Annotated in this window: 10 protein-coding genes and 1 tRNA gene; 6 read left to right on the forward strand and 5 right to left on the reverse strand. The window is 45.6% G+C overall.

What is annotated here, in order from left to right; all coding sequences use genetic code 11:
• The first annotated feature begins 263 nt into the window (after positions 1–263).
• The 5 genes from AAEY80_RS12180 to hemB all read left to right on the forward strand — a co-directional run bounded on the left by AAEY80_RS12180 (position 264) and on the right by hemB (position 9,727).
• Positions 264–1,289, forward strand: a complete 1,026-nt coding sequence (locus AAEY80_RS12180; RefSeq protein ID WP_025651759.1) for a polyprenyl synthetase family protein — start codon at positions 264–266, stop codon at positions 1,287–1,289.
• A 644-nt stretch (positions 1,290–1,933) separates the two neighbouring features.
• Positions 1,934–3,340 carry an efflux RND transporter periplasmic adaptor subunit gene (locus AAEY80_RS12185; protein ID WP_025651760.1) on the forward strand — a complete coding sequence of 469 codons (1,407 nt, stop codon included), beginning with the start codon at positions 1,934–1,936 and terminating at the stop codon, positions 3,338–3,340.
• A 35-nt stretch (positions 3,341–3,375) separates the two neighbouring features.
• On the forward strand, positions 3,376–6,615 hold the full coding sequence (locus AAEY80_RS12190) for an efflux RND transporter permease subunit (protein WP_201566816.1): 3,240 nt from the start codon (positions 3,376–3,378) through the stop codon (positions 6,613–6,615).
• Entirely contained in the window at positions 6,612–8,468 is a 1,857-nt protein-coding gene (locus tag AAEY80_RS12195) for an efflux transporter outer membrane subunit (protein ID WP_101211215.1), read from the forward strand. Before AAEY80_RS12190 ends, AAEY80_RS12195 begins: the two co-directional genes overlap by 4 nt.
• 251 nt (positions 8,469–8,719) lie before the next feature.
• The gene (gene hemB / locus AAEY80_RS12200; RefSeq protein ID WP_025651763.1) at positions 8,720–9,727 is read left to right on the forward strand and encodes a porphobilinogen synthase; all 1,008 of its coding nucleotides are present in this window, start codon (positions 8,720–8,722) and stop codon (positions 9,725–9,727) included.
• A 16-nt stretch (positions 9,728–9,743) separates the two neighbouring features.
• Here the strand turns inward: hemB and AAEY80_RS12205 are convergent, their stop codons facing one another.
• The 4 genes from AAEY80_RS12205 to AAEY80_RS12220 form a co-directional block, all read right to left on the reverse strand.
• Entirely contained in the window at positions 9,744–9,866 is a 123-nt protein-coding gene (locus AAEY80_RS12205) for a hypothetical protein (protein WP_350588393.1), read from the reverse strand.
• 182 nt (positions 9,867–10,048) lie between these two features.
• Positions 10,049–11,029 (reverse strand): glutathione S-transferase family protein, encoded by a 981-nt coding sequence (locus tag AAEY80_RS12210; RefSeq protein WP_025651764.1) that lies wholly within the window; start codon positions 11,027–11,029, stop codon positions 10,049–10,051.
• 260 nt (positions 11,030–11,289) lie between these two features.
• Positions 11,290–12,183, reverse strand: a complete 894-nt coding sequence (locus AAEY80_RS12215) for an SMP-30/gluconolactonase/LRE family protein (protein WP_025651765.1) — start codon at positions 12,181–12,183, stop codon at positions 11,290–11,292.
• A gap of 125 nt (positions 12,184–12,308) precedes the next feature.
• Positions 12,309–13,511, reverse strand: coding sequence for an iron-containing alcohol dehydrogenase (locus AAEY80_RS12220; RefSeq protein WP_025651766.1), 1,203 nt, complete (start codon positions 13,509–13,511; stop codon positions 12,309–12,311).
• 344 nt (positions 13,512–13,855) lie between these two features.
• Between AAEY80_RS12220 and AAEY80_RS12225 the strand changes: the two genes are divergently transcribed.
• Positions 13,856–13,932 (forward strand) — tRNA-Val (locus AAEY80_RS12225).
• Positions 13,933–14,254: 322 nt separating this feature from the next.
• On the opposite strand, the gene AAEY80_RS12230 is transcribed toward AAEY80_RS12225, so the two are convergent.
• Positions 14,255–14,569 carry a putative quinol monooxygenase gene (locus AAEY80_RS12230; protein ID WP_025651767.1) on the reverse strand — a complete coding sequence of 105 codons (315 nt, stop codon included), beginning with the start codon at positions 14,567–14,569 and terminating at the stop codon, positions 14,255–14,257.
• Positions 14,570–14,583: the final 14 nt, after the last annotated feature.

The following is a 14,583-nucleotide window of genomic DNA, read 5'->3' on the forward strand; positions in this document are numbered from 1 at the left end:
AAACGCTTAGGGTTTAAAACGCCTATGCAGGCGTTCTATAATATTAATTAGCGTTGCACTTGGTGTGTTAATCTAAGGTATTTAATAGAGAGATACAGGCAGTTTTAGAGTCGATGCTCTGCGTCATGTCTTACTTTATTCAACAATTGAGACGCCTAGCTATGCTATTATAAGCCAGACAATAACCCTAGGTAGGTAGCTATCCTAGCTATAGATTAGGGCTATTACCCACCCTTTTATTTTCATTAATATGACTATTTATTATGACCAGTACCCATTTAGATAACATCTCTCCTACTTCTCAATCTACGCTGACCTATGCTGATATCCAAAATATCGTGGCGGATGATTTTGAAATTATGGACAAGCAAGTATTCGGTAGTCTGAACTCAAAAGTCCAATTGGTGATGAGCGTCTCACAGCATGTGATTAATGCAGGTGGTAAGCGGATGCGCCCGTTGATTACCTTGTTATGTGCGCGCATGCTCAATGATGCACCATCACAGCAGGCCATGCATTTGGCAGCCATTACTGAGATGCTGCATACGGCAACTTTAGTGCATGACGATGTGATTGATGAGTCAGGGCAGCGCCGTGGTAAGCCAACGGCGAATGCCACTTGGGACAATGCCACAGCAGTACTGGTCGGTGACTATCTGATTGCCCGCGCCTTTAACTTGTTGGTTGGTTTTCAAAGCTTGCCACTACTGCAGGTATTCTCAGACGGGACTTGTGATATTGCCGAAGGTGAAGTATTGCAGCTGCAACATCAGCATAACCCTGCCGCGACTGAAACCGATTATCTCAATATTATCGATGGCAAAACCTCTCGTCTGTTTATGATGGCGACCCAAGGCGCAGCTATCTTGCAAGACAAAACAGAATATATGACCGCGCTGGGCGATTTTGGTCAGCACTTCGGTAATGCCTTCCAGATTATCGACGATGTACTCGATTACAGCGGTGATAGTGAGCTAATGGGTAAAAACTTGGGTGATGATTTAGCCGAAGGCAAACCGACCCTACCGACTATTAAAGCGCTTGAATTATTAAAAGACAGTGATAAAGCAGGCTATGAGCAATTACGTGTCGCTGTACAAACGGGCAAAACACCCAATGCAGAGCAGCTTATCGAATTGGTACGCACCTCTGGCTCATTAGACTATTGTAAGCTGCGCGCTTTGGAAGAAACGAAGCTGGCACAACAAGCGCTAAGTACCTTGCCTGACAATCGTTATCGCCAAGGGCTGCACCAATTAACAGAGCTTGCCAGCGCACGTTTATTATAGTCTGACTGCTAACATTTACGCTGTGCCCATATCTGTGTCTATAAAAGTCGTCTTCGATACAGGTTTTGGCTCATTTATTTAATGGTCACATTTAACGGTTGCTAAAATAAAGGTTTTGGTTGCACATGGGATTTTTGAGGTCAAACAGGTAGGAATAACCGTCTCATATGACTTTTATAACAAAAGTTAACATTTTTTGTCATCGAAGCCTCTAGATGACTTTTTCGGTTATTCGTTGGTGTGTCGCTTGTAACCACGGCACTTAGCACAGGATGTAAAAATAAAGCAACTGATTCTTTGGATAATCTCTATTCTAAAGTGCTTGACTGTGGGGTAAGCCCATTAGTTTATAATATGCGATTAAATTTACTAATCAACTTTGTGGTTTGTCTACATCTTTAACGCTAATAAATCTTGCCTCATAATTCAGAATGTAAACTTAGCGACGGGATGTTGTAGTCGTAATCTACTACTAAAATTGGTTCGATTGGAACTGATTCTATTAAAAGCGATATGTGCAAGATATGGTGGTGCACTTAGCTTCAAGACTACCCTGTCTTTACTACCTAAAGCATTCAATACATTAAGATTTATTTATACACTTTTTATACTGTCATTATTTATTTATATTGCCGAGGACATTGATGAAGCACTCTTATCTTGCGCTTGTAATAGCATCTGTACTATCTGGAGCTGTACTGGTTGGCTGTGACAAAAACGAGGACGCCGCTGGCGCTGATGCTGCCGCACAGCAGCAGATGCCGCCTGCCGTCGTCAACGTTCAAACCGTCACTTTCGATACCGTACCTCAAGTACAGACATTCTCTGGACGTACAGCGGCTTATCAAACCGCTGATGTTCGCCCACAGGTCAATGGCGTCATTGACGAAGTATTGTTCCGTGAAGGTGGTAACGTCAAAAAAGACCAACCGCTCTATCGTATCAATACTGATAACTATGCCACCTCTATCACCAGTGGTGAAGCAGCGGTCGCTCAGGCGCAAGCCAATTATCAGACATCGCTGGCCAATAATGCCAATGCCAAAGCTGAATTGGGCAGTCGCCAAGCGTCATTAGCTCAAGCGGTTAATGACTTCCAGCGCCTACAAGGGCTTGTGGAGATTGATGCTATCTCGAAGCAACAATACGATCAAGCACAAACGCAAGTCCGTACTGCACAAGCTGCATTAGACAGTGCACGAGCGACTGTCGGTCAAACGCAAGCAGGTATCGAAAGCGCAAAAGCGGGCATTCAAACCGCGAAAGCAGGTTTAGAGTCCAGTACCCTTGATCTGAACCGTACCATCGTACGGGCACCAATCTCAGGGCGCACAGAGCGCTCAAATGTGACGGCTGGTACTTTGGTTAGTGCCAGTCAAGCCAATCCGTTGGTGACTATCTCGCGCTTAGATCCTATCTATGTCGACATCAGTCAGTCTTCGTCTGAGCTGTTGAAATTGCGCCAGCAAATATCGGAAGGCAAAGCGCAGCCCGGTATGAACTCGGTTGAATTGGTACTAGAGGATGGCTCGGTCTATCCGGTACGCGGTAAGCTTGCACTATCTGAAGCAAAAGTGGATGAGTCAACTGGCGCGGTTACCTTACGTGCCATCTTCCCAAACAGCAACAACATCTTGCTGCCAGGTATGTATGTGACTGCCCGCTTGACCCAAAGTGTCATTACCAATGCGGCATTAGTCCCGCAAAGCGCAGTGACACGTACATCTAAGAGTGAGACGCAAGTCTATATCGTCGATGAAAACAACAAAATCCAAGTACGTCCAGTTACTATTAATGGTACTTACAACGGACAGTGGGTTGTCACTGACGGTCTAAAAGCAGGTGATAAAGTGGTGGTGATTGGCGGCTCAAAAGTCAAACCTGAACAAGAGGTAGTCGCTAAGCCACTCGAAAACGCCAATCCAGCACCATCTGCAAAAGGACAAGGCACGCCAAACGCCAAAACGCCTCAGCAAGCTGCAAAAACGGTGGATAAGCCAGCTGGTAACGAAACTTCTGCTAAGAAACCTACAGAAACCGCTGCTAACTAATTCCATTCAAAGATAGGAAGACTTAGGGATATACTATGTCACGTTTTTTTATTAATCGCCCTATTTTTGCATGGGTTATGGCTATTTTGGTCATGCTCATCGGGGTGATATCGGTTATTAATCTACCGATCGAACAGTATCCACGTATTGCACCGCCGACTATTTCGGTCAGTGCAAGCTATCCTGGTGCTAATGCACAAACCGTCGAAAACTCAGTCGTACAGATCATTGAGCAACGTATGAAAGGCCTCGATGGTCTGATGTATATGTCGTCATCGAGCTCGTCAAATGGTAGCGCTTCAGTGACGCTTACCTTTGAAAACGGCACAGATCCTGACACAGCTCAAGTACAAGTACAGAACAAACTGCAAGCAGCGATGAGCTCCTTGCCTGAGTCTGTTCAGCGTCAAGGTGTCAACGTCAATAAATCGTCTAGCAGCTTTTTGATGGTGCAAGCATTTATTTCTGAAGATGGCACCATGGATCGGGCAGATATTGCCGATTATATTAACTCTAATGTCGTCGATTCGATCAGTCGTGTAGAGGGTGTGGGTGAAGTTCAAGTCTTTGGCTCTACCTATGCGATGCGTGTATGGCTTGACCCTTCACGCCTACGTAGCTATAACATGGTGCCTTCTGATGTGGTCAATGCGATACGAGCGCAGAACGCGCAAGTATCTGCCGGTCAGTTAGGTCAAGCACCTGCTGATACTGACCAACAGGTTATCAATGCTACGGTCACGGTGCAAAGCTATCTTCAAACGCCTGAAGAATTCCGAAACATTCTACTAAAAACAGATACCTCAGGCGCACAAGTGCGCTTAGGCGATGTGGCAGATGTCGAGATTGGCAGTGAAAACTATAGCGTTGTGTCTTTATACAATGGTCAAGAAGCAGCCGGTTTAGGTATTTCACTTGCTGGTGGCGCAAACGCCCTTGAGACTCGTGAAGCCGTCGGCGCACGTATGGCTGAGCTGGAAAAAAACTTCCCAATTGGTCTAGCCTCAGTCGTTCCGTATGACACCACACCCTTTGTACGCTTGTCTATCGAACAAGTCGTTATGACCCTCATTGAAGCGATTGTGTTGGTATTTATCGTTATGTTCATTTTCTTACAGAACTGGCGTGCCACCATTATCCCGACCCTTGCCGTACCTGTCGTACTCTTGGGTACCTTTGCAGTGTTGTATATTGCAGGCTTTAGTATCAACGTCTTGACCATGTTTGCTATGGTTCTCTCCATCGGTCTGCTGGTCGATGATGCGATTGTCGTGGTAGAGAACGTTGAGCGTATCTTGGAGGAAGACCCCGATATCTCTATCAAAGACGCGACCACTCAATCGATGGGGGAAATCAGTAAGATCGTTATTGGTATTGCCCTGATTTTATCAGCGGTATTCGTACCGATGGCGTTCTTTGGTGGCTCAACAGGTGTGATTTATCGCCAGTTCTCCATCACTTTGATTACCGCTATGGTACTCTCGGCATTGGTTGCCCTTGTCTTTACCCCTGCGCTATGCGTGACCTTACTAAAACGTGGCAAGAGCCATGAAAAGGGCAAGGACGAAAAGCAAAAAGGCTTCTTTGGCTGGTTTAACCGCTCGTTCTTTAAGCTTAGTCGTTCATACGAGGGCTTTGTTGGTAAAAGCATTCGTTTCAAATGGCTATATTTGATTGGTTATGCGGCCATTATCGGCGTCATGGTGGTGGTATTCTTACGTATTCCCGGCTCGTTTTTACCAGAAGAAGATCAGGGTATTATGTTTACCTTGGTTCAGCTTCCTGCTGGTTCGACATTAGATGAAACGCAAGAAGTGCTCGATAAAGTCAGAAACTATTACGACACTCAAGAAACCGATAACATTGCCTCTGTCTTTACCATTGCAGGCTTCAGCTTTGCTGGTCAAGGCCAAAACATGGGACTCGCATTCGTTCGCTTGTCAGATTGGGACAAGCGTTCCGGTGATGAAAATACGGCCCAAGCCGTTGCTGGTCGGGCAATGGGTTATTTCTTTACTCAGATAAATGAAGCACAAGTATTTGCCATTGTACCACCAGCCATTACTGAGCTTGGTAATGCCAGTGGTTTTGATTTAATGATTCAAGATAATGGTAACCTTGGTCACGATGGCCTACTTGAAGCACGTAATATGCTCTTAGGTATGGCAGGACAGAATGATCAAGTCGCTGGTGTACGTCCAAACGGTCAAGAAGACTCACCGCAGCTCAAGGTCAATATCAACCAAGAGCAAGCAGCCGCTTATGGCTTGTCGCTAGGTAATATCAATAGCGTCATCTCGACTGCATGGGGCTCAAGCTACGTCAACGACTTTATCGATCGTGGCCGTATCAAACGTGTCTATGTACAAGGTGAAGCCAGCAGCCGTACCAACCCTGATGACATTGGTAAGTGGTATGTACGAAACGAGACGAATGATATGATTTCATTTGATGCCTTTTCGACCAGTGAATGGCAGTCAGGCTCACCGCGTCTGACCCGCTATAACAGCTTACCATCAATGAATATCCAAGGTAGTGCAGCCCCAGGTTTGAGTACTGGTGAAGCCATGAGCTCAATGGAAGCCATGATAGACAAATTACCTGAAGGCATCAGTTACGAGTGGACGGGTATGTCATTGGAAGAGCAAAAATCAGGTGCCCAGGCGCCGATGCTTTACGCGCTTTCAATCTTAGTCGTATTCTTGTGCTTGGCGGCACTATATGAGAGCTGGTCTATCCCCTTCTCTGTCCTATTGGTTATTCCACTTGGGGTATTGGGTGCGGTGATATTTACGTGGTTACGAGGCTTCGCCAACGATATCTACTTGCAAGTAGGTCTACTGACGGTGGTTGGTCTATCGGCTAAAAACGCCATCTTGATTATCGAGTTTGCTAAAGACCATCAAGAGGAAGGCTATAGTCTAAAAGATGCGGTCATGACGGCGGCACGCCAACGTCTGCGTCCAATTATCATGACCTCACTTGCCTTTGGTCTGGGTGTTGTGCCATTATTCTTGGCGACTGGTCCAGGTTCAGGCAGTCAAAATGCTATTGGTACCAGTGTGGTTGGCGGTGTCGTAACGGCAACCTTGTTAGGCATCTTCTTTATCCCGATGTTCTACATTTGGGTACGCAGTGCGTTCCCGTACAAATATGCCAACAACAAGCCAAATGATAAAGGCGATGGCGGCGATGACAATGGTACGCCTGGTCCGCAGAACCCAACTCCCTCTGAGAGTTATCAGCCTGCAAGCTTTGGAGATAATACACAATGAGTTCACAACCTTTTACTACTAACTCAGCAGCGGTAGTCACAACTACTGCTCATGTGCGCCCAATGTCAGGCGAACAGGCAGCGCTGGTTGCTAGATTTGCGAGCCCAACTATTGCACGAGTGCGCAGAAATAGTGTTCGCTTAATCAGCTTAACGGCTTTAGCGATGAGCATGGCGGCTTGTAATACCATTCCAAAAGCCGATAGCCGTCCTGTACTTGCCGAGCCTAACATCCCTATCGAACAAAGCTACGGTGCCTTTGATAAGGAAACGGCCAGTAACGCAGCCCAGCCTAGTATTGCGGGACAACGCTGGCAGAACTTCTATAGTGATGAGCGCCTAAAAGGGCTAATTGCATTAGGATTAGAGAACAATAAAGACTTTGAGAGCGCACGCCTAGCTATCGAAAAAGCACGAGCGCAATATCAAATCACCGATATTAACGATCTGCCGACCATCAATGGTAGTGGTGGTTACACGCGCCAAGCACAGAACAGAACGGACAAAAACCCCAATAGTAGTTATAACGTCAACCTAGGGTTGGCCAATTATGAGCTGGATTTTTGGGGTAAGATTGCTAGTCTAAAAGACCAAGCTTTGCAAAATTTCTTGGCGACCACCGCAGCCAAAGATTCGACGCAGATCAGTCTGATCAGTAACATTGCCCAAAGCTATGCCAATCTAAGCTATAGCTTAGCGCAGCTTAAGTTGGCAGAAGCCACGGTTGAGAGTCGTGAACGATCGTTATTCATTGCGACCAAACGGTTTGAGGCAGGGATTGATCCTAGACTGCCTTCGTTGCAAGCCAGTGCTTCTTTAGAGAATGCTAAACTTGCCGTATTGCGGGCGCAGAGCAGTATCTTGACCTCGCGTAATGCCCTGCAATATTTGATTGGTGCTCCGATTCCTAACGAGCTGATTCCAACGCCTGCCGTTAGCAATATCACTAGCCAGAAAATCTTTAATGCTGGCCTACCAAGTGAGTTGTTGCGCTATCGTCCTGACGTCCTGCAAGCGGAATACAACCTAAAAGCCGCTGGTGCCAATATAGAAGTGGCACGTGCCTCTTACTTCCCCTCTATTAGCCTAGCGAGTAGTATTGGTGTCAGTAGCGGTAGCTTAGATGACTTATTCAAGAGCGGCGCTGTCGGCTGGTCATTCGGCCCAAGTATTAGTGTCCCAATCTTTGATGCAGGTCGTTTAGATGCAGAATATGATGTGGCCAGAATTGAACGTGAGCAAACGCTTGCCAACTATGAAGGCTCTATTCAAACGGCATTCCGTGAAGTCTCGGATGTACTAGCGACACGCGCCACCTTGGGTGAGCAGCTAGAAGCACAGTATCGTCTACAAGATAACTTTGAGCAGACTTATCAAATTGCCGATGCACGCTTTAAAGCCGGTATCTCAAACTATCTAGATGTACTCGATGCCCAGCGTTCGCTATTCTCGACCCAACAAGGAATTTTGGATCTAGAACTACAAAAACTCGTCAGCCAAATTGAGTTATACCAAGCGCTCGGTGGCGGTGCCAACCTTGATGTGCCAACGGTGATTCCTGTGCCGCAACACACCAACTTGGTGCAAGCGGTCAATTTCCCTGCGTATAGCAACAAAACCAAAGCAGCCAACGCGATTGATGCAGCTAGCTCTGCACGAGTGGCTTCTGTGCAAGAAGCTCAAGCGATTAAGCAGTCACAACCATCAGAAATCACTACCTTTAACCCCACGGCTGTCGTTGATGTCAATAACGATGGCAAAACAGACGCGGCAGTGGGTGTGATTACTGAGGAGACGACTTTTAAAGAAGCTGGCGTTGAACAAGTTCCTGTGACTCAGATTAATGAGCCTTAGGCTATTCTGAAACCTTTGTTTGATGACGTTGCTTACGCATTACGTTGACAGTCGATAAATACAATCAGCCCTGCCGACTTGGTAGGGCTTTTTGCTTTCGCCAGCTGTCTTTGGTTATAGTAGTGGCACGATATGAGCAGCAAATATAGTCAGTGAAAAGTAATATCAATACATCACGCACTATATAACAAAATCTATTTTTAGTGATTTACAACAATAATGAGTAAAACAACCATAAGTAAGGAATGATTATGAGCTATACCTTTAACCGCCAATACCCTGCCACTCGCTTGCGCCGCTTGCGTTATAACGATAATGTGCGAGCGATGATTCGCGAAGTAGAGTTACATCCCAAGCATTTTATTGCCCCTGTGTTTGTACTAGAAGGCAACAACCAGCGCGAGACGATCGCCAGTATGCCGGGTGTCGAACGCTTGTCAATTGATTTGCTAATTGATTATGCCAAAGAGCTGTTAGCAGAAGGGGTCACGACCCTTGATATCTTCCCTGTCATTGATAACGCCTTAAAAACACCTGATGGCAAATCAGCCTATGATGAAAATGGCCTCGCTGCGCGCGCAGTAACAGCCATCAAAGATGCATTGCCAGAAATGGTGGTGATGACCGATGTGGCCTTAGACCCTTACACCTCACACGGTCAAGATGGTCTGCTCGATGACAGCGGCTATGTCATGAACGATTCGACCATCGAAGTATTGGTCAAGCAAGCGCTTGTCCACGCTCGTGCTGGCGCTGATATTATCTCACCCAGCGATATGATGGATGGCCGTATCAAAGTCATGCGTGAGGCGCTTGAGTCAGAAGGCTTTGTCAATACAGCCATCATGGCTTACTCAGCCAAATACGCCTCCGCCTATTACGGCCCGTTCCGTGATGCCGTTGGTAGTGCTGGCAACTTAAAAGGTGGTCATAAAAAGCAATATCAAATGGACTTCGGCAATCGCGCTGAAGCTTTACATGAAGTCGCCATGGACATCAATGAAGGCGCTGATATGGTGATGATTAAACCCGGTCAGCCGTATTTAGACCTTATTCGTGAAGTCAAAGATACCTTTGGTGTACCGACATTTGCTTATCAGGTCTCTGGCGAATATGCCATGCACATGGCCGCCATTCAAAATGGCTGGTTAAGTGATGATGTTATCCTAGAATCTCTGATTGGCTTCCGCCGTGCTGGTGCTGATGGTATCTTGACTTATTTTGCGCTAGAGGCAGCACGCCAGCTAAACAACGCTTAAGCGCTGTTAGGTACCATTATGTAGGCTTAGACATTTTTAGCTCAAGCTCAAGCTCAAGCTCAAGCTCAAGCTCAAGCTCAAGCTCAAGCTCAAGCTCAAGCTCAAGCTCAAGCTCAAGAAAAATGATAAGCCGATTCAATGCCTTTCAACACAAAATCGCCCCAGCTGGCTTAAGTCAGCTGGGGCGATTTTTTTATGACCTTTCCGTAGCGGGTAAATGGCTTTTGCTCACGTTACTTGCTACTTAACGCAACAGTCAGCTATAGGCAAAATATCCTAAAAACGCGACAGTATTGCTGATATATCTGTATTACTTTTCAGTCACGATAGATGCTCACGATTGTGTGGTGTATTAAAATTAATAATAGGACCCACTGGTACGATACCAGTCGGGTTAATATTGGCATGACTGGTGTAATAATGCTGCTTAATATGCGTCATATTGACCGTTTCAGCAATACCTGGTACTTGGTATAAATCACGCAGATAGCCCCAGAGATTTGGGTAATCAACGATGCGGTGCAGATTACATTTGAAATGCCCAACATACACGGCATCAAAACGTATCAAAGTCGTGAACAAGCGCCAGTCCGCCTCGGTTATCGTACTTCCTACCAAATAACGTTGATTTGCCAAACGCGCCTCTAAGGTATCTAGCGCAGCAAACAGCTCAGTCACCGCTTCTTCATAAGCCTCTTGCGTGCTTGCAAATCCTGATTTGTAGACACCATTATTAACGGTAGAATAAACAAAGGCATTAATCTCATCAATCTCTGCTAATAATTCTGACGGTAGAAAATTACCTGCTAGTGCGCCAACCTCATCGAAGGCTGAATTGAGCATACGAATGATTTCAGACGATTCATTGCTAACGATCGTTTTGGTTTTTTTATCCCATAATATTGGCACTGTCACGCGCCCGGTGTAGTCGGACTTTGCCGCGACATAGATCTCATAAGCATGGGTTGCATTGTTCAATGGATCGGCAATCACGCCCTCACCCTCAGCAAACGTCCAGCCCTCCTCACCCATAAACGGATGAACGACAGACAGTGAAATCATGTCTTCTAAACCTTTGAGCTTGCGATAAATCGTGGTGCGATGCGCCCATGGGCAAGCCAAAGAGACATAGAGATGGTAACGATCAGGCTCAGCTTCAAAGCCACCTACAGCAGATGGACCTGCACGACCATCTGCCGTTATCCAATTCCTAAATCTAGCATCTTCGCGCTGAAAGCGACCACCGCTAGCTTTGGTGTCATACCATTGATCTTGCCATTGACCATCGACTAACAAGCCCATATCAAACTCCTAATTACCTGTATTTTTATGACTATGCTCATTTAAAAACTATCCCAATAACTACCGCTTATACCGACTTCATTATGGGATAAACATTTTTAACGTAAATCAGTCTATTCATAGTAAAGCATCACTCCTATTGAGGCACAACAAAAAATGATGCAAGTTATATTGCATCACTCTAGTCTGTTTTAATTTTAGTAGTTCTGACAGCAAAAAGCTGTTGTAGCATAGTACATGCGCCAACAGCTCAGCAGATATTAGGCTGCACCAACCGCTACTTTAGTCATCCAAATCTCTCCCTCACGCGCTTGAGTACGTTTATGCTCTTCAAAATCTGGTGCCACACATAAGAACAAGGTCTTGCCATCTACGCCGCCCAATTCACAAGCGAACGTACCTACATTAAAGGGTGATAAATCAATGGTCTCTACGATTTTGTTATCTTTGACTCGCACTGCTTGCTGACCCAAGCAGTCTGATATCCATACCGCTCCTTCAGCATCGATACACGCGCCATCTGGAGCAACCACTGAAGCCTGCGCATAATCACCGAAGTTAGGTCCGGTAGCAAGGGGGCCAAATACCGCCCAGTCTTTGCGCTCGCCAAGGGTACCATCGTCTTGAATAGCAAAGGCGGACACTCTATTACCGAAAGATTCGTTGATGATTAAGGTGCGTTTATCCGGCGTTCTGACCGTGCCATTAGGAAAGTATAATTCATCTGCGACGACTTTTAGCGTGCTATCGATATCAATCATAATCAGACAAGCAGTATCCATATCGCCGCCGTTCATCAAGTTAAAACCAAAGTTGCCCACATAACAGCGACCGTGGTCATCGACGTACATATCGTTGCAATAGCCTTTGGCAATACTAGATAAGTCTGCGTACTCTTCTAGACTGCCATCTTCTTTAATTTTCATGACTTTTTTGTCTTTCATAGACACCACCAACAAGGTATCATTTGGTAGCCAGCCCAAGCCAGAGGGTTGATTGGGTACTTCGGCAATGGTCGTTACCGTGCCATCCAAATCTATTGAGTATACGCACTTGGTATAAAAATCTGATATCCAAAGCTTACCATCCCGCCATCGTGGGGCCTCGGTATAGGTAAAACCTGTGGCTAGCGTAGTGAATTCACGTTGACTCATAAAGAGTACTCCTTGTGGTTGATGAGGCTAATAAGGTAAGCGGCCTTGCTTACTCAAAGGTCTAACTGATCAAAAGTGTCATTAATCAAAGGTATATCGGTTTAAGGGTTGAAATAGATAAGAAGCTATAGGACACTCTGGTACATCTGCCGTACCTCTTCTATGCTCATATCACGCGGGTTTGTAGCGATCAGCCGAGCAATTTTTTCTACCACTTCGGTCGCCATCGGCAATAAATCAGCTTCCGTCACTCCCACTTCACTTAGCCTCGTAGGCAAGCCACTTTTGTTTAAATAGCCTTCTATCTCATCGACGAACGCATGCGCCGCTGCTTGCTCATCTGCGAACTGACGCTGCGGCATAATGACACTGGCAAGCTCAGCATAATGGCGACTTGCGGCCTCGATATTAAAACGAAAGACTGGCCCCATCACTAAGGCATTAGAATGACCATGGGGCACATGAAACTTGGCACCCAACGGATAAGATAAGCCATGCACCGCTGCGACCGACGCATTGACAAAGGCCATGCCCGCTAAGGTTGAGCCTAATAACATGTTTTCCCGTGCTGTTATATCGTTGCCGTCCTCTAGCACCGTCATAAAGTTTTGCGTTAAAAGCTTTAGACCTTTGACTGCGAGGGCATCAGATATGGGGTTTTTCTTGGTACGGCTGGTATAGGCTTCGATACAATGCACCATCGCATCCAATGCTGGGGCAGCCGTTACATGTCTTGGCATGCCCAAGGTAAGCGCAGCATCGAGCAGTGCTATATCAGGCAACAATTTAGAAGAATAAATGGCTTTTTTGTCGCCTTTATCACCAGTCAACACCGAGACAAAGGTCATCTCTGAGCCAGTACCTGCCGTGGTCGGAATAGCAATAAGGGGCAATCGAGTGCCTGTTGCTTGCTCGTTACCCACCATGTCATCTAACGACTGGGTCGAATGAATAGCGAGCGCAACGATTTTTGCAGTATCCATCGAGCTGCCACCCCCAAGCCCTATCACCACAGTTGCGTCCGACTCTTTGCCAATTTTGGCGGCTTGCCGAACAACTTCGTAAGGAGGGTCTGCCTGCACACCATCAAATACAGTGACTTGAAAACCTGCTAGCTCTAATGACGCACAAGCTTGCTTGGCATAGCCGAACTGGACGATGCCAGGGTCTGTCACCAATAGTGCCATCGGTAGATTGCCATTCATACTTGCGGCATCGTCAGTTAAGTTATCACCCAATAATGATTTTGCTAACTGACCGAGCTCACTCGTTAATCCGCCTGACTTACAAACGATTTTCGGAGTGGTTAAAAACGTTAAATCTACCATTGAACATTCCTTGTTCTATTACGAAATTTTATGCAGTCATTAAAATAAGTACGGCGCATATCACCACAGTCTATCGGCTGTGGTTGTACAACAAAAACCTCAAAAATAGAGCGCTTCAGTGCAACGCATAGAAAATACTGCTGAGTTGATAATGCCACATATCATAGGAAATGACTGCTTATTTTGTGCTCATTTACTCAATAAAACTGGCTAATATCATTCAAATAAAGCTATATTGGACTAAGTCACGACAGACAATAGCTCGCTATTAAAATAATAACTTAACATTGTTATAAAAAAGACTTGCAAAGTCTGAAAAACTTGCTAAAATGCTCAACCTAAATAGGCGTATAGCTCAGTTGGTTAGAGCGCTACCTTGACATGGTAGAGGTCGTTGGTTCGAATCCGATTACGCCTACCAGATTCGAAAAGCCCCAATCTTAAGATTGGGGCTTTTTTTTGTCCGTAAAATATGGGCTGTAGCGGAAATATTAGATTAGAAAGCAGATTGGCACGGTTTAGCAGATGTACAAATGCGACAGTAAATTAGATATATTGGTTCAATATAAAGCATGTACATAGGTGCATTCGTTTATTTACCCTGTTTTGGATCTTGACCCATGTAAATGATGAGATTAAGCCATTAAATAAAGTAGCCCAACTTGAATAAAAAGCCTCTAACAAACCTCACAGGGTTGAAGTGCTGCCTTTCATTCAAAATTTCAGGCAGCACCCTCATACATTTAAGCGTCGGTATGAGCTGGTAGTTTACTAGCCAAAACATCTACTTTTTCAATAGACGGTGGCTCTGAAAATAGCTCATCGGCCTGATCCATCAAAGCAGCTGCAACTTTGCCAGATAAATGTGCTTGGCGACCCGCCTCATCAGGAAATGCATCAAAAATACCAAATGTTGTAGGTCCAAGACGTAGGCCAAACCACGCAACTGTCGCAGGTTCTTCCATTACAATAGGTAAACCGGCTTTAAGGAAAGCTTCCACTTCGTCTTCTTTACCCGGTTTAGCTTCAAGACGGACATATAAAGCTGTTTTAAGCATGACTAAAACTCCAC

Origin of the sequence: Psychrobacter sp. 78a-MNA-CIBAN-0178, from assembly GCF_040309625.1 — a bacterium.
Classification (GTDB): domain Bacteria; phylum Pseudomonadota; class Gammaproteobacteria; order Pseudomonadales; family Moraxellaceae; genus Psychrobacter; species Psychrobacter okhotskensis.

Bases quoted from the DNA above. Each gene is read 5' to 3' on its own strand.
- AAEY80_RS12180 (WP_025651759.1), top strand. From the start codon at position 264: ATGACCAGTACCCATTTAGATAACATCTCTCCTACTTCTCAATCTACG.
- AAEY80_RS12185 (WP_025651760.1), top strand. From the start codon at position 1,934: ATGAAGCACTCTTATCTTGCGCTTGTAATAGCATCTGTACTATCTGGA.
- AAEY80_RS12190 (WP_201566816.1), top strand. From the start codon at position 3,376: ATGTCACGTTTTTTTATTAATCGCCCTATTTTTGCATGGGTTATGGCT.
- AAEY80_RS12195 (WP_101211215.1), top strand. From the start codon at position 6,612: ATGAGTTCACAACCTTTTACTACTAACTCAGCAGCGGTAGTCACAACT.
- hemB (WP_025651763.1), top strand. From the start codon at position 8,720: ATGAGCTATACCTTTAACCGCCAATACCCTGCCACTCGCTTGCGCCGC.
- AAEY80_RS12210 (WP_025651764.1), bottom strand. From the start codon at position 11,029: ATGGGCTTGTTAGTCGATGGTCAATGGCAAGATCAATGGTATGACACC.
- AAEY80_RS12215 (WP_025651765.1), bottom strand. From the start codon at position 12,183: ATGAGTCAACGTGAATTCACTACGCTAGCCACAGGTTTTACCTATACC.
- AAEY80_RS12220 (WP_025651766.1), bottom strand. From the start codon at position 13,511: ATGGTAGATTTAACGTTTTTAACCACTCCGAAAATCGTTTGTAAGTCA.
- AAEY80_RS12230 (WP_025651767.1), bottom strand. From the start codon at position 14,569: ATGCTTAAAACAGCTTTATATGTCCGTCTTGAAGCTAAACCGGGTAAA.